Annotated in this window: 11 protein-coding genes; 7 read left to right on the top strand and 4 right to left on the bottom strand. The window is 74.0% G+C overall.

The annotated features are described in order from the left end of the window. Nucleotides 1-52: 52 nt before the first annotated feature. Entirely contained in the window at nucleotides 53-1,540 is a 1,488-nt protein-coding gene (locus tag ACFO0B_RS21435) for a hypothetical protein (protein WP_378614307.1), read from the top strand. Here the strand turns inward: ACFO0B_RS21435 and ACFO0B_RS21440 are convergent. From ACFO0B_RS21440 to ACFO0B_RS21455, 4 genes are read right to left on the bottom strand one after another with little or no spacing between them, the layout of a single operon-like run. Next, nucleotides 1,537-2,619, bottom strand: coding sequence for a hypothetical protein (locus ACFO0B_RS21440; RefSeq protein WP_378614308.1), 1,083 nt, complete (start codon nucleotides 2,617-2,619; stop codon nucleotides 1,537-1,539). The two genes, ACFO0B_RS21435 and ACFO0B_RS21440, sit on opposite strands and share 4 nt — an antisense overlap. A gap of 17 nt (nucleotides 2,620-2,636) precedes the next feature. Then, nucleotides 2,637-8,876: a WXG100-like domain-containing protein gene (locus ACFO0B_RS21445; RefSeq protein ID WP_378614309.1), complete on the bottom strand. Its 6,240-nt coding sequence runs from the start codon at nucleotides 8,874-8,876 to the stop codon at nucleotides 2,637-2,639. 9 nt (nucleotides 8,877-8,885) lie between these two features. Next, nucleotides 8,886-9,389, bottom strand: a complete 504-nt coding sequence (locus ACFO0B_RS21450; RefSeq protein WP_378614310.1) for a YbaB/EbfC family nucleoid-associated protein — start codon at nucleotides 9,387-9,389, stop codon at nucleotides 8,886-8,888. 10 nt (nucleotides 9,390-9,399) lie between these two features. Next, the gene (locus tag ACFO0B_RS21455) at nucleotides 9,400-9,711 is read right to left on the bottom strand and encodes a PE domain-containing protein (protein ID WP_378614311.1); all 312 of its coding nucleotides are present in this window, start codon (nucleotides 9,709-9,711) and stop codon (nucleotides 9,400-9,402) included. A 313-nt stretch (nucleotides 9,712-10,024) separates the two neighbouring features. Between ACFO0B_RS21455 and ACFO0B_RS21460 the strand changes: the two genes are divergently transcribed. From ACFO0B_RS21460 to ACFO0B_RS21485, 6 genes are all read left to right on the top strand, one after another. Beyond that, complete coding sequence (locus ACFO0B_RS21460) at nucleotides 10,025-11,842, top strand: hypothetical protein (protein ID WP_378614312.1); 1,818 nt, start codon at nucleotides 10,025-10,027, stop codon at nucleotides 11,840-11,842. Further along, entirely contained in the window at nucleotides 11,839-12,621 is a 783-nt protein-coding gene (locus ACFO0B_RS21465; RefSeq protein WP_378614313.1) for an ESX secretion-associated protein EspG, read from the top strand. The genes ACFO0B_RS21460 and ACFO0B_RS21465 overlap by 4 nt, the downstream gene beginning before the upstream one ends. Before the next feature lie 17 nt (nucleotides 12,622-12,638). After that, the gene (locus ACFO0B_RS21470; protein ID WP_378614314.1) at nucleotides 12,639-12,983 is read left to right on the top strand and encodes a hypothetical protein; all 345 of its coding nucleotides are present in this window, start codon (nucleotides 12,639-12,641) and stop codon (nucleotides 12,981-12,983) included. Nucleotides 12,984-13,062: 79 nt separating this feature from the next. Then, complete coding sequence (locus ACFO0B_RS21475) at nucleotides 13,063-13,350, top strand: YbaB/EbfC family nucleoid-associated protein (RefSeq protein WP_378614315.1); 288 nt, start codon at nucleotides 13,063-13,065, stop codon at nucleotides 13,348-13,350. Between the two features lie 155 nt (nucleotides 13,351-13,505). Further along, nucleotides 13,506-13,814 carry a hypothetical protein gene (locus ACFO0B_RS21480; protein ID WP_378614316.1) on the top strand — a complete coding sequence of 103 codons (309 nt, stop codon included), beginning with the start codon at nucleotides 13,506-13,508 and terminating at the stop codon, nucleotides 13,812-13,814. After that, nucleotides 13,811-15,133 (top strand): hypothetical protein, encoded by a 1,323-nt coding sequence (locus tag ACFO0B_RS21485; RefSeq protein ID WP_378614317.1) that lies wholly within the window; start codon nucleotides 13,811-13,813, stop codon nucleotides 15,131-15,133. Before ACFO0B_RS21480 ends, ACFO0B_RS21485 begins: the two co-directional genes overlap by 4 nt. Nucleotides 15,134-15,163 lie beyond the last annotated feature (30 nt).

Genomic DNA, 15,163 nt, shown 5'->3' on the forward strand with positions numbered 1-15,163 from the left:
GAGAGACGCCGTCCGCGGGCGTCGTCCGCACGAACGAGGAGATTGCTGCGCCGTGACCAAGCCGGACGATCCCGAACAGCCGCGCACCGACGATCCCGACGCCCCCGACGTCGACCTCACCCTCGGCGGCGTCGAACTCCCCGACCCCACCGCCCGCGCCCAGGCGCTCGCCCGCGACCTGGCCCGCGCCATCGCCGCGCTCGGCCCGGCGGGCTGGCGCCGCCTGGAGGCGGTCTTCGCCATGACCACCGCCGCCGAACTCGCGCTGATCACCTTCTTCGACGACGCAGGCCGCGGCATGCGGGCGCAGCCGACCCCGGACGTGCTCGAGCTGGTGCGCGCCCAGCGCGCGGTGGCCGCCGAGCTCGGCGACGGCCCGTGGTGGCGACTGCTGCTCGCGCTGCGCAGCACCGGCGAGATCGAGATCGACTACGACTACGGCGACGAGCCGTTCCCGGAGGATCAGCTGCTGCCCGCCGAGGCGTACCGCGCCGACCTGGAGAGTTTCCCGCGCTCCGGGCTGCCGGTCTGGCTGGCCGCGTACCTGTATCACGATGGCGCGCAGACCCGTTCCCCGCGAGCGGCGGCGCAGCAGGCGCGCGCCGACCGGGCGGCAGGGGTGCTCCCCGTCGTCTCCGAGCGCGACCTGCCCGCCTTCCCGGTGCTGTGGGCGCGCTGGGCGGTGATGGCGGCGGCGTTCGTGGCGGCCGGGTCGCAGTGGGGGCCGCGGATGCTGCCCGCGCTCGGGTTCTTCGAGGGCTCCCGCCGGAGCGGGTCGACGCTGTATGTGCTGCCCGGCGGGCGCGCGGTGCTCTCCGGCGGCGTCTGGGGCTCCCCGGAGCTGGACGCCGTCTACAACGGCGGCGCCCCCGCGCCGCGCTGGTACGCGGGCGCCCCGGAGTGGGTTGCCAACCCGGTGCTGAACCCGCGCGCGGCGGCAGGCACGCTCTCGTTCTGCTACTGGTGGGAGGGCGGCACCTGGTATCGCGGCGAATCGCCGACGGCGGACCGGCTGGCGGACGCGGTGCCCGGCATCTGGACCGGCGCGACCGTGGTCGACGTGGTCTCCGGCCTGCTCGCCGAGGAGCCGACCGAGCGGCAGCGCGAATCGGTCGCCAACCTGGTCTCGGCGGCCGAGATCGGCGTGGTGACGAGACAGACGCTGGCCGAGGTGTTCGGCGACGGCGAGTACTTCGACCTGGACAGCGCCTACTACCAGCTCGGCATGGCAGGCGTGGTGCTGACGCTGCCCGAGCCGATGCCGCGGGAGGACGCGCTCGCCGCGGTCCGCGGGCACCTCCGCGAGCAGGGCATCGACACGACCGGTTACCCGCCGGACGAACTGCGCGCCGACCGGCTCAGCGTCGGCTGGATGGTCTACGTGCCGACCCGCCCCGGCGAGATCGCCGTCGGCCGCGCCATCTTCTACGTCGCCGACGACGGGGTGCTGGAGCAGTCCTCGTCCTCGGTGCCGCCCTCGATCTACATCGCCGAGTTCGAGCAGCGCTTCCAGCGCAGGCACGGCTCGGTCGACGCCTAGCGCCCCGGGTCAAGCTCCGGGTACTGCTGCCGCTGCGGGTCGCTCAGCTCACGGATCACGAGCTGTCCGGCGCCCGCGCAGACCGGGCAGGTGCGCGCGCCACGACACTCGACGCAGCGGGTGCGCCGCCGCTCGGCGTCGAGAATCCAGCCGCGACCGAGACACTCCGGGCAGTGCCCGAGCCCGGCGCACTCGTAGCAGAGCAGGGCGCCGGCGCGCAGCGTCGCCGCCGTCACCACCGGCTCCGGCCGGGCCGGTGCGGCCTGCGCGGACAGCACGTATCCGGGTGTCTCGCCGCTGATCCCGAGCCCGGCGGCGCCGGCGTAGGCGCGCACGCGGAGCCGGAAACCGCCGCGGGTCGCGGTCAGCGTCCGGTCGTCCGCTGCGGTCACCAGCCAGCCCGCGTCAGCGAGAACGGCCGCGGCGCGGGGCACGTCGTCCGCGCCGCCCTCGGCCACCTGCAGGGTGGCGGTGAAGTGGTGGCGCAGCGGTTCCCGGTACTCCAGCACGGCGGGCTCCGCGAGCATCGAAAGCTCGGGACTCGCACCGGGGAAGAGCCGAGCGGTGAGCCCGAGCAGCTCCGCGCGCAGTTCGGCTGCCGCGCGGTCGAGCTCCCGGCGCGGCTCCGGCGTGCGATCGATCCGGTCGGGCCACGGCTCCCCGGCCGCCGCCCCCGCGGGGAACGGCGGCGTCGAGCCGGCGACGCCGAGATGGCCGCGCACGCTCTGCCTGACGGTCAGGCGGTAGCCGTCGGGCGTGGTCGCGGTGGTGCCGCGCGGGCGGGTGTCCCGATCCGAGCGCAGCGGCCAGCCGCGCTCCGCCCAGCCGCGCACGATGCCGTCGTACCACTGATCCGCGCTCTCCGGAGCGGGGCCGAGCAGCCAGTACGCGATGTCGAAGAACGCGCGATCGTCCTCGGGATCGCTGTCGTTCCACGGAAGTGTGACGCCCCGGTGGAACCCGGCGTTCGGCAGATCCGGATGGCGCAGCACCAGCGCCGAGCCTGCGGGCAGCTCAGCGAGGGTGTCCGTCAGGTAACCGCGCAACCGGGTCCGGACTGCGCCGGTCGGCTCGGACATGTCGTCCTCCTTCGCGATCATCGGAGCAGGTGCCCCAGCCCGGTCACGATCAGTCCGATGGCCTGATACGCCGGGTGGCCGGAGTCCAGGTAGTTGGGCGCCACGTGATCGTCCGGGTTCCAGCCGGCCCCGGTGTCGCTGGGCCGGGAGCCGGATTCGAACACCGTCGCGCCGAAGGACGGGGTGGCCGGCGGCGGGCCGTGCGTCCTCGGCATCAGCAGGATGGAATCGTAGCGCGCCATCGTCGCGAAGACGTGCGCGCCGATCTCCGCCGGGGCGACCCCGGTCAGCCGCAGCTCGCCGACGTGCGGCACGCCCGTTCCCCAGCTGCCGACGAAGACCAGCGCGTCGGTGTTCAGCGCGTGGCCGTGCCCCGCCGCGTGCCCGCCCGCGACGCCGCCGTACGAGTGCGCGATGGTGGTGATGTGCGGCCGCGGCCCCCGGTGGGTGACCCGCAGCCCGTCGTGGAACCGCCGCACCGCGGGCGCGCCCTCCTCGGCCGCCACCGATCCCAGCGCGGCGTTCAGCGAGTTCGGGTTGTCGTAGGCGCCGAACAGCAGGACCGCCGTCGTCGCCTCCGGGTCGACGGCGGCCGCGGCCTGCCGCAGCTGCGCCAGCGTCTGCTCGGCGTAGCCGACGCCGCTGCGCCGCCGGAAGGCACCGGCCAGCTCGACCACCACGTTCCGCGCGGTGTCCGGATCGCCGAGCGCGTAGATGTAGCGCAGCTCGGCGTCCAGGTAGGAGAGCAGGTGCTCGCCGGAGTTGTTCAACATGCCGAGCATGTCGTCGATGACCCGCAGCCTGGTCTCGTCGTTCCGCTGCACGGCATCGGCCCGGAGCCGGGCCAGGGTCTGCCGGTTGTAGCGGTTCCGGTCGGCGTGCGGGATGCCGTCGCGGTTGCCGAGGTACGGATCGGTTCGGTACCGGTCGTCCCGTTCGGCCGGGGAGAGCCGGGACCACTCCTCGTGCACGGCCGCGGGTTCGGTCGGCGGACCGGCGGTGAGGGTGACCTCGGCATTCGGCGGCCAGCGGTACCAGCGGGCGCCGTCCTCCTCGATCAGGTTCCCCTCGGCGGCACGGGCCGGGAACCCGCCCGCCTCCGCCTGAGCGCCGAAGGTGTGGTGTGCCCGCAGGACCGCGCCGTGGAACCGCAGGGAGACGAAGTCCAGCGCTCTCGCGGCGCGGATCGCGGAGCGGGCGTCCGCGACCAACTGCCGATCGCCGGGTGTGAGCAGGGATTCCGCCCGCGCGACATCGGCGAGCAGCGCCTCGACCCGGCCGCGGCTCACCTCCGGCAGGCGGCTCGTGACGAGCTGCCTGCGCTGCGCGGCATCGAGCGTCCCCTCCCGCAGCCCGGTGGCCTCGACGAGGAGAAGGCTCTCCCAGCGCGTCCGCGCCCTCGCCTCGGGGTCCGCGGCGACCCGCTCCGCCTGATCGGCCAGCAACCCCAGCTCCAGGATGCGGCCCAGATCGTTCGGCGTCGGCACGGCGTCCGGCGCGGTACGGCCCGGCCGCAGCACGCCGTCCCGCGGGCGGTACGCGTGCTCCGCGGCGGAGTACCTGCGGTCCCCGGCGCCGGTGAGGTCGGTGATCCGGCTCTCCGGCTCGTAGGCGATCACCATCCGGTGGTCCGGGATCGGCGCGGCGAAGCGAGCCATGGCGGCCGCGTTCATGACGTTCCGGACGCCTGCGTCGATGGAGTACAGGTAGTTCTCGTTGCCCTGCCCATCGAAGACCTGGGTCTGCACGATGTGGAAGGCATCGGCGATCGCGGGCGGGTTGACCCGCCGGAGCGCCTGCAGGAGGAGGTCGGCCTGGATGTGCCCGCGGTCGCCGGCGTACCCGCTGTCGTCGGCCTGCTCCGACTTCATGTCCCACTGCACCTCGATCCGCGCGCCGGGGGCGAGCGCGGCGGGGAGGGCGCGGGCGAGGGCGTCGTAGTCGGCGGCGCCGAGGTGCGCGCTGACATTGTTGACGAAGATGCGGCCGATCCCGCCGTTGCCGCCGACGTTCAGGAACCGGCCCGCGCCGAGCAGGTCGGCGTAGACCGTCACCACGCCGGGCAGCGGGAGCGCGCCGGGGTCGAGCACGCCGAGGTCGCGGCGGCGCTGGCCGGCGCCGGTGTAGTCGCCGGTGAGCTCGGTCTGGATCACCAGGCCGCCGCCCGCGCGGTCGGCGTCCGGAGTCAGCTCGGCGGCGAAGGCGCTGCGCCCGACCCCGACGTCGACGGTGTGGCCGCCCGCCGCGGCGGCGCGCGCCGACGGCAGCGGGTCTGGCTCGAACGGGGCGCCGTCGGTGTGCCGCAGGTTCTGGTGCAGCGGCAGCCGGTGCTGGGGCCGCGGCCGGGAGAGCAGCTGCAGGGTGGAGTGGTCGCCGGTGGGATCGTGCACCACGAGGACGTAGTCCAGGTCGATGCCGTTGGCGGCGGCGCCGCGGTTGGCCTCGTCGATCAGGTGCAGCAGGTCGCGGAAGGAGAGCTCGGTGCCGCGCGGGCGGCCGGGCAGCTCCTGCTCCAGCCGGACGGTTCCGTTCGCCCGGTCGAGGACCGCGCCGATCCGGGTCGGCGCCGCGGCGAAGGCGTCGGCGGCGCGGTGCATGGCGGCGACATCGAGCACCGCGCGCAGCTCCGGGGTGGTGCTGGTCGCCAGCGCGTCGATGGCGTCGTGCAGGGCCGCCGCGCGCTGGGCCGGGTCGAGGGCGGGGGCGTTGATCGCCGTGGTGATCGGGGCGAGCACGGCGTCGAGCGCGGGCCGGATCGGGGCGCGGGCGGCGGCGGTCGAGCGGTCGAAGACCGGGTCGAAGATGCGCCGGGCCAGCTCCTCGTGCATGCGGCCGGCCAGGCCGAGTTGCTCGGCCGCCAGGATCGAGTCGGTGTACTCGCCGTCGAGGTGCTGTTCCAGCCGGTTCAGGTGCTCGGCGGTGCCGGTGTCGAAATCGGTGTCGGTGAGGTCGGGGGAGAACTGGGGGCGCAGGGCGAGCGCCTCCCGCTGCTCGAGGCGGATGCGCTGCGCGAGCGCGGGATCGGTGGCTGCCAGCGCGTCGAGGTCGTCGAGGTGGTCGATGTGCTCGGTCAGCGCTGCCCGGCGCGCGGCGAGCTCGCCTGCCTGGTTCGGGTCGGCGGCGGCGCGGTCGACGGCGGAGGCGAGCACCCGCAGTTCGGCGCTGCGGCCGGCCCGGCCGGGATCGGCGCCGTGCTCGACCTGCTGGATCGCGGCGAGCGCGTTCGCCACCGTGCGGGTGATGTCGGCGTCCCTGGTGCCGGTCGAGAGGACGACGTCGTAGCCGGTGCCGTCCGGCCGGGCGTGGTAGGTGGCCAGATGGTCGTCCGGCACCGGGCCGGCGAGCAGCCGGATCGTGCGGCGCGGGGCTCGGCCGGGTAGCTCGAAGACGTTGTCGCCGCGGTTCCAGATCAGCTCGCCCGGGGTGACCAGGCGCAGGTCGGGGATGACGCGGGCCAGGATGTCGGCGTCGGTGAGGCGGTCGCCGCTGCGGGCGGCGCCGTGTGCCGCACCGACCGCAGCCACCACGCCGGGTGGTCCGGGTTCGCCGATGCGGGCCAGTGGGCCGACCTCGTGCGGATGGGTTCCGACGGGGTGCAGCGGGTGGCCCTTCGCGTTGTAGGCGAGGACCAGGATTCGCGAAACGGGGTGCGCCGGGGTGTGTTCGGCGAGTGGCCGGGCGCCGCCGGGCAGGGCATCGTCGTGCACGGTGACGACGCCGTCGTCCAGGGTGAGGGTGTAGGCGTGGGCGCCGACGTCGTACTCGTTCGCCGGGCCCGGGTACTCGTCCACCACGACGACGGTGGCGCCGTCGCCGAGCGCGCGCAGGTCGGCGACGACCTGGTCGTGCGAGGTGGCCTCCCGCATCCGGGTGCCCGCGTGCTGCTCCACGGTCTCGGCATCGAGGCCGCCGGGGCCGGGGGGATCCGGGACGGAGACCGTACCCGGTTCGGTTCTGGCGGCGGCAACGGTGAGGGCGCTCGGGACGCAGTTGCCCGGGGTGCGGGTGTCGTCGCTGGTCGGGGTGTCCGGGGTTCGGTGGGGGACACTGCCGTCGCCGTTGCCCGCCGCTGTGGTGGGGCGGGGGCGCGGGGGCGGGGTGTCCGGGAGGAGCATCGGGGTGATGACGTCCGGGGTGGCGTGGTTCTGCACCCGCTGCGGCGCCTCGCTGCCGGTCGAGGTGGCGTCGATCGGCAGAGCCGGAAGCGCGGCGGCGGCTGCGCCGGCGCGCGATTCCCGCTGGGGCGCGGGGTCGGAGCCGGTGGCGTCCGCGGCCCGGGATCGTGCCGCCGGCTGGGCGCCGGTGATCGGTGTGCCGCCGGGGCGGTCGGGGGTGCTCGCCTGCGCGGCAGGCGTTGTACCCGGACCGGAGGGTGCCGTCCCCCCGCCCGGCGATCCGGCGGAGGGGTTCGATCCGGGCGGGCCGGTGTTCGCCGGCGCCGCGCTCGCGGACGGGGTCGATCGGGGCGCGCTCGCGTTCGCCGGTGTCGTGGTGGCGGAGGAGTGGGAACCGGGCGGGCTCGCGCTCGGCGACGATGTGGCGGAGGGCAGGCTCGAACCGGGCGCCGCGCTCGCGTTCGGCGGCGCCGTGGCGGAGGGAGATCCGGGCACCGGCGTCGCGCCCGCGGTGGTCACGGTCGAGCCGGGGTGTGCGGCGGTACCGTCGCCGGTGAACCGCCCGGAGTCCGCCGCGCGCGCGGCACCGTCGGCGCGGCCATCGGACGCGCCGTCCGCGGTCCGCGCGCCCACCTCGGCCGCCCCCCGATCGCCCTCCGCGGTTCGGGCGCCGGCCTCGCCGTCCCCTGCGTGCGTGCCGTCCCCGGCTCGGGTGCCCGCTTCGCTGTTCCCTGCGTGTGTGCCGTCCCCGGTTCGGGTGCCTGCTTCGCTGTTCCCTGCGTGTGTGCCGTCCCCGGTTCGGGTGCCTGTTTCGCTGGTGCCGTCCCCGGCACGCCCGCCGGACTCGCCCGCTGCGGTACCGGCACCGGGAGCGCCGTCCGCGGACCCGGCTGCGTTGCCCTCGACGCCGCCACCGTCACCTGCCCGGTTGTCCGCACCGCCTGCCCGATCGCCGTGCGAACCGGATTCGCCGCCCCGCGAGCCGGAGTCGACATCCGCGCCGTCCCGCGCGGCAGCCCCCGAACCCCCGCGCGACCCGCCACCACCCCCACCGGCCTGCGCACTCGAATCACCACCACCGCCCGGCGCCACGGTGGCAGCACCATCCCCCACCGGCGACTGCCCGGACGCGGGCGACATCCCGGGCGGGGGAGCGCCGGGCGCCGCGGCGGCCACGGGCGCGGAGCTGCTCCCCGGCGCGGGCATCGGCGCCCCGGAGAAGTCCGACAACCCCCGTGCCCCGTACACCGCGCTCGGCCCCATCCCACCGATGACCCCACCGGTCAACATGCGCGGATCGAACTCCCAGTTCCCGGTCGCCACCCCGGTGGCCACCCACCCGGCCCCGGCGCCGACGGCTCCCGCGCCCGCCCCGGTCACAGCGCCCCTGAACACCCCGGGCAGCGCACCGGGCAGCGCGCGGCCGAGCAGGTGCCCGGCCGGTCCGGCAGCACCGCCCGCGACGGCGGAGATGCCGGTATTCAATCCGATCTGCCCCCAGTCGAACCCGTCCCGGTGCCCGCCCCCGACCTGGATCGCCTGCACCGTGAACTCCTGGGCCGCCCCCTGCAGCGCCTCGACGATCGCCTCCTGGGTGATCTCGTAGACCAGCCGGGTGGTGATGGTGCGCGCGACCTGGTTGGTGATCATCCGCCCGACCAGGCGCTCGATGTAGCCGAGCAGCCGCATGCCGAGCCAGCGGAACGCCGCCTGGGTGGCCGCGATCGCCCCGGCCTGGGCGAACGGCGCGCCGGGGCCGAGGAAGAGCGCGTAGGCGAGCTCGGCGGCGAGCAGCACCAGCCCGGCGATGACGTTCAGCTTCGCGGCCTGCAGCTGGTCGCCCATCTGGTCGGCGGAGTCGGCGAGCGCCACGTAGTTCGCGGCGAGCTGCTCCAGCGAGCCGTCACCGGAGCGGAGCCCGTGCAGGAAGTCCGCCATGCCGTCCCGGCCCTCGCCCGCCGGGTAGACGGCGAGCGTGGTCCGGGTGGCGCCGTCGAGCTCGCCGAGCAGCTGTTCGACCTCGGCACCGATGGCGCGCAGCTCGCGCGACATCTCCCACATGGAGTCCTCGTTGCCGTGCGGCCAGTCACCGCCCGCGACCCACTCCAGCCATTCCAGGGCGGGCGGAATGTGCAGTGCCATCGCGGCCCGTCACCAACCGGAGTCGGTGACCCCGTGGCTCGGCCGCGGCTCCTCGACATCGGTGAAGCCGGGCGCCCCGGCGCGCTCGGCGGCGGTGATCCGGTCCGCGGCGTGCGGCGGGGTGGTCGGGGCGGCGGGCGCCGCGGGGATCTCGGCCGCGAAATCGGGCATGCCATCCACCATTTCGGCGAATTTCGGCAGCCGTGCACGTTCGTCCAGCAGTGGCGCCACCAGCTCCCGCGCCTTCCGCGCCACCTCGGCCGCCGCCTCCTGGGTGGCCGCGACCACGGCCTTCGCGATCTCGTCGGGGCGGAGTTCGTCGATCGACGGCGCGAACTTCAGATCGATCAGCACGCCGTCGGCGTTCACCGTCGCCTTGACGCGTTTGCCGCGCGCGCTCGCCACCGCGGTGAGCTGGGCGCGGCGCTGCTGGGCCAGGGCGAGCGCGGACATCCGGCCGCGGAAGTCGGCGAGCAGGGAGGCCGCTGTCGCCTCGGCGTCGTTGTTCGGCATCGGCCCCCGCTCAGAAGCTCTCGGTGGAGGCCAACTCGTTGTTGCGCAGCGCGCCCGCGGCCCGGGACTGTCCATCCGACACCTCGTCGAGCGTCTCCGCGACATTGCCGGTGCTGGTGGCCGTGCCATCCCCGCCCGCCGCGAAACCCTGCGCGCCCGCGGCGAACCGCGCCCCGAACTTGTCATCGCCCCAGGCGGCCGACCCCGGCGCGAGCGCGGCCTCGGCGCGCGCCGCCAGCGCCCGCAGCCGCGCACCGAGATCTCCGATCTGCGTCGACGCCCGGAGCAGCCCGTCCGGATCGACCTCGACTCTGCCTCCCACCGGACCCTCCTGTTCCCCGAGTACTTCGACTGTGCACCAGGATCCGGGCGAACTCAAGGTGAACACTATGCAATCAAATCCACATGTTCCGGTGGCTTGCGCGTGCCCGCACTGCGCGAGTTCATGATTCACACGCGCATCACCAGCAGTTCATCGGACTCGTGGGATGATCACCAACCGTGGGAAAGGTGTACTGTGCCAGGTTTTCGGGGCAGACGAGTCGCCGATTCCGTGTCAGGATGGCAGGGCGGGGAGTGGCCGGGTGTGGCCGACTGCCGCCCCCCGGCTGCGCAGACCCCAGAGGAGTTGACCGATGGCCGAACCGAATCCGTGGGGTGCCCTCAAGGGCGGCAGACTCCGGCTGGAGGGTGACGCCCCGCGCCGCGCCGCGGGCTACGCCGCGGATCTGTTGGACACCATCGAAGCGGTGATGCCGAACATCCCACCGCTGAAGTCGTTCACGGGGTTGTCCCCGCACATTCCGTCCGCGCAGCGGCTGCTGCAGAAATTCCATCTCGCGGGCGAGCACGCGGAGACGGTCCTGACGGACCACAAACGCATTCTGCGGGATATGGGCGAGGCCTTCATCGCCGCGCAGCAGAGCTACGACGGCACCGAAGAGGATGCGCGCCGTGACTTCGATGCGCTGCGCCGAGCCAGTACCGCGGGTGACGGCATCGATGTCGCCGCGCCGCTGGCAGACCGAAGACTGCCCGATTGGGCGGGCCGCTATCGGCGCGACGGGGCCGGCGAGTACACCCCGCCCGCTCCGCTCACCGGTGTGCAGTTGCCGCTCGACACCACCGCGGTGGACACCGAGCCGGTTCCCTGGATGAACTACACGCGCGCCTACCAGATCTGGCAGGACAGTCTCACGCCGGACGGGATTCACGGCGCGGGCGGGATCTGGAACTGGCTGTCGACCGAACTCGACACCGGATTCTCCACGTTCAACAACAACATCACCACACTCGTCAACGGTCAGTGGGAAGGGCAGGGCGCGGAGAGCGCCCGCAACGCTGTCAACGCCTACAAGGACAACGGCGGGCGGTTCGCGACGGCTGCCGGATTGATGGGCACCAACCTGGACAACGTGGCCGGCTGGTACTGGACCTTCACCGCCAATCTGACCAATATCTCGCCGGAGACCGCGTCCGATCAAACGATCAGGGAGGGAACCGAACTCGCGCAGTGGTCCTTCGCCGAGTGGTACATCCCCGGCGCGACGACCGCGGGCGCCGCCATCCCGATCATGCCCGCCGCGGTCACCCCGGTACGCGGCATCCCGATCCCCGACCCCGGCGCGGACGCGAGCAACAACCCGGCTGGCTACAACGGCGGTGGCGGTACCGGTGGTGGTGGCGGCACGGGCGGTGGCGGCACCGGTGGCGGCGGGGCGCAGGCGCTGCAGCAACAGGCACTGGCCGACGCGCGGAGCGCGGCGGGGGCGGAGCGGGCGGCCGCGCAGCAGCGGGCGGACGCGGCGGCGCAGCAGCGGGCGGACGAGATCGCGGCACAGCAGCGCGGCGCCGAGGCGGGGCAGGGGCAGCCGGGCGCGGGTGCCGGGCAGGGGCAGCTCGGCGCCGGGCCGGGAGCACCGGACGGGCAACAGGCGGCACAGCAGGCAGCGCAGCAGGCCCAGCAGGCTCTGCAACAGGGCTCGCAGGGGGCGCTGCAAGCACTGCAGGCCGCGCAGCAGGCCGCGCAGGAATCCCTCGGAGCCGGGATGCCGGTCCTGCCCGCCGGGCTGGCCGGGCTCAACCCGCGGGAGGAGATCGCGAAGGCGCTCGGCAAGGGCGGCGGTGGTGCCGGTGGCGGTGGTGCCGGTGCCGGTGCCGGTGCGGGCGGCGCGGGCGCCGGATTGCCGAGGGCGGATCCGTTGAGCGCGGCCGCGAAGCTCTTCCCCCGGGCGGACATCGCCACCGAAGCCATCGCCGCGAGCCGGGCGGGGCTCGCGCCGACCGCGGGTTCGCCCGGTGCGCCGGGCGGCATGGGTCCGGCGGGCGCGGGCGCAGGGGCCGGGCAGCAGCAGCGGGAGTACAAGCGGGCGGACTACCTGGACTCGATCGAGTACCTGGAGGAGGCGCTCGGTGACGCGCCGGTCGTCGCGAAGCCGATCGTCGAGCGATGAGCACCGTCCGGGAATTCGACGCGATCGAGTTCTTCACCCTGTGGGACGACGCGCGGCTCGGCATGCTGCCCGCGCCGTTCTACTACAGCACCGACATCGAGTCGCAGGCCGCCTTCGAGGTCGAGACCGGCCTGGCCAGGCAACGATTGGCCCGCTTCACCGAGCCGCCGCTCGGCGAGCTCGTCGAGGCGCTGGCCAGGCCCGATATCAGCCTCGTGCTCTCCGCCAGGGATTCGGACGATCCGATGCGAGTATCCGGATTGATCCGGGTGCTCGGCGTCCGGCGCGGCTCGGCCGGGTACGTGATCGAGCAGCACCCGGGCCGGACCTTCTTCCACAGCGGCGGATTCACGGTGACCCGGTGCGATGCCGTGCGGCTCGCAGCGGCCGCCGCCGAGGTACTGCCGGAGGAACCCGCGGGGGAACGACCCGAGACGCCGCTGCCGGAGAGCGGCGAGGTGGACTACGAGTTCGGCCGGTCCGCCGTGTACGACTCGTTCGACGACACCCCGGAGGAGCGGGCCCGCCGTTTCCTGGCCGCGCCGACCACGCGCACCGGGACGATCGAGATCGTGCAGGGGCGCTCGGTCTTCGGGCCACGCGGAATGACCAGGCACCGGCTGGAGTGGCGGGATGTGACCGGCGACGGCCGCTACGTCGTCGACGACCGCACTCCGCCGGTCGCCGTCGGTGCCGACACCGGACAGCTCACCGCCCTGATCAATACCCGCGTCGCCGCGGTGGTCAGGGCGATCAAGGACGAGCCGGTGCCGCGGTGAGCACGGAGGGAGCAGGGGTGAGCGACGCCGAACAGGTACTGCCCGCGGAGTGGAGCGCGGTCTCGCACTCCGGCGCGATCGTCGTGCGTACCACCGAGCAGGGGCTGCCGATCGGGTTGACCGTGGAGGCCGCGGAGCTGAAACGAAATCCGGCGGAGCTGGCGGCCGAGATCATGCGGCTGTGCCGCCGGTCGGCCGATCACGCCGGCCTGGCCCGGCGGGCGCAGCTACAGCAGGCCGGACTGGCACCGGAAATGCTGGCGCTCACCGGATTACCGACGCCGGAGGAAGTGGCGCGCCGCGAGCAGGCCGAGGAGGAGGAATTCGACATGGAGCCGCGGAGCTGGTTGCGGCCGGTCTGAACAGGCGCGCGGCGACAGCGGGAACATTACGAACCAATCGAGCGCCATCGACGCGAAAGGCGGGACGGTGTACGAAACGATGGACGAGCTGGAGGCGGGGGTGCGCAAACGGCTGTTCCGCCTGAAAGATCTCGCCGATGACATGTCGGGGGTCCGCGCCAGGCAGACATCCGAGGACGGCGCGGTGACCGTCGAGGTGGACGGCACCGGCGCGCTGCTCGATCTTGTTCTGACGCCGGCGATCTCGTCGTTGTCGCCGAAGGACTTCGAGCAGCTGGTGGTCGGCACCGCGAACGCTGCCGCGCGTGCGGCATTCGCGCTGCGGGCGGAACTCGTGACCGCCTTCAACGCGGAAGTAGTGGAGTAGACACCGGCAGTTCATGTTCGCCCGGCACAGTGTCGCGAGAGGCTCGACTGCCTTCGTGAATGCGGTGACGGGACCGGAGAACTCCGATCCGGATCGAGTATCCGGTGGATGAGTGCGAAACAACGGTCAGATGCATTACGAGATCGGGGAATACGATGAGCGAAGTGGCAGCGGAGTCCGGGGCGATTCACGCCTACGGTGCCGCGTCGGCGGCGATGGCGCAGGCGGTGGCGACAGCGGGAGCGGTGGACCAGGTCGCGACCGTCGCGGCGACGGTGCCGGTCTTCGGGTTGATCGGGCAGGATTTTCTGGCGGCATTCGCGGTGGCGCAGGCCAACCACATCTCCTCCGTGCTCGAGCTGGCCGCGGTGCACGCGGCCACCGCACTGACCGCGCACGAGGGTGCCGCCGCCTACGACGCCGGTGAGGCCGCCTCCGCCGGTGCGCTGAACGCCGCGCGATGAACGCCCCGATCGATCCGGCTATCGCCGAGCTGCTGCGCGGCAGCGCCCTCGCGCCGCTGATCGATCGCCCGGTGAACGACATCCTGCGCGACCTGGGGCTGCCGCAGCTGCCCGAACTCCCCGCACTGCCACCACTTCCCGAGTTTCCGCCGCTGCCGGTGCTCGACCTGGCCGCGCTCGCGCGCCCGCTCACCGACATGGCGAGCAGCTTCGGCACGGGCACGCTCGGCGCGGCGGCCGGGCCGGGCCCCGATCCGACCCAGGTACTGACCGGGATCACCACCGCGCTGCAGACCGCGACCACGCTCGGCAGCAGCGCGCTGCAGGTGGTCATGGCGCTGTGGCAGGGTGCGGGCGCGGAGGCCGCGAGCGGCAAGGCCACCCAGGCCTCGGCCAACGGCGCCGCGCTGCAGACCCAGAGCGTGCAGGAGAAGGCCGTTCTCACCGGCGCCGCCACCTCGGTCGGGGTCGGTGCTGGATTGATGAGCGCGGTCGTCGCGAAGTACACGGCATCGGTGGCGGCCGCGGCGCCGTTCCTCGCCGCGCCGGGCGGGCAGGCATTCCTGGTGGCCGCGACGGTCTCGGCGATCACCGAGGCGCTCGCCGTCGTCACCAAGACCAGGGTCGAGCTCACCGGGCACTCCGGGAACATGGGCGCGGCAGGCCAGAAGGTGCCGATCACCAACGCGCCGACCGGAGTCGACTCGTCGCAGCAGATCATGCAGCTGCTGCAGATGGTCACCCCGCTGCTCACCGCGGCGAGCACCGGCGCGCAGCAGCTGGCCACGCTGGCCACCGCGAACACCTCGCTGCTCGCACCGCAGCCGGTGGCGAAGCCGGGTGCGGATGGCGAGTACGGCCTCGATCCGGCGAAGCCGGAGGGCGAGCACTCCGGCGCCGGTGCCGGTGGCGCGGGCGGTGGCGGCTTCGGTGGCGGCGGCTTCGGTGGCGGCGGCGTCGGCGGTGCGGCCCCGGTCGCGGCCCCGCTGAACGCCTACTCCGGTACCCGCACGGCCGCCGTCGGTCCGGTGCCGACGAATCTCGCTCCCGGCGGCGGCGATCCGGCCGCCGCGACCCGCCCGGCAGCCACGATCGGCTCCGGCTCGCCCGGCGGCATGATGCCGATGGGTGCCGCGGCAGGGGCGGGGATGGGGGGTCCGCGCGGCGCGGGCGACGCCGGCGACACCCCCGGCTTCCTGGTCTCCGCGGCCCACGGCGACGAGGTGGTCGGCGAGCTCGGCGGTGCCTCGCTGCCGGTTGTCGGCGCCGCCGAGCCGGTGGGCGGCGACTCCCCGCCGGACAAAGAACTGACCCTCTAGATCCAGGACACGGCTCGATGCAGGAGGTTG

Source organism: Nocardia jiangsuensis, assembly GCF_042650385.1.
In the GTDB taxonomy this organism is placed as follows: domain Bacteria; phylum Actinomycetota; class Actinomycetes; order Mycobacteriales; family Mycobacteriaceae; genus Nocardia; species Nocardia jiangsuensis.

What these genes read in the sequence shown, in the direction of transcription:
- ACFO0B_RS21480 (WP_378614316.1), top strand. Translation starts at nt 13,506, where the DNA reads ATGAGCGAAGTGGCAGCGGAGTCCGGGGCGATTCACGCCTACGGTGCC.
- ACFO0B_RS21450 (WP_378614310.1), bottom strand. Translation starts at nt 9,389, where the DNA reads ATGCCGAACAACGACGCCGAGGCGACAGCGGCCTCCCTGCTCGCCGAC.
- ACFO0B_RS21485 (WP_378614317.1), top strand. Translation starts at nt 13,811, where the DNA reads ATGAACGCCCCGATCGATCCGGCTATCGCCGAGCTGCTGCGCGGCAGC.
- ACFO0B_RS21445 (WP_378614309.1), bottom strand. Translation starts at nt 8,876, where the DNA reads ATGGCACTGCACATTCCGCCCGCCCTGGAATGGCTGGAGTGGGTCGCG.
- ACFO0B_RS21475 (WP_378614315.1), top strand. Translation starts at nt 13,063, where the DNA reads ATGGACGAGCTGGAGGCGGGGGTGCGCAAACGGCTGTTCCGCCTGAAA.
- ACFO0B_RS21460 (WP_378614312.1), top strand. Translation starts at nt 10,025, where the DNA reads ATGGCCGAACCGAATCCGTGGGGTGCCCTCAAGGGCGGCAGACTCCGG.
- ACFO0B_RS21440 (WP_378614308.1), bottom strand. Translation starts at nt 2,619, where the DNA reads ATGTCCGAGCCGACCGGCGCAGTCCGGACCCGGTTGCGCGGTTACCTG.
- ACFO0B_RS21465 (WP_378614313.1), top strand. Translation starts at nt 11,839, where the DNA reads ATGAGCACCGTCCGGGAATTCGACGCGATCGAGTTCTTCACCCTGTGG.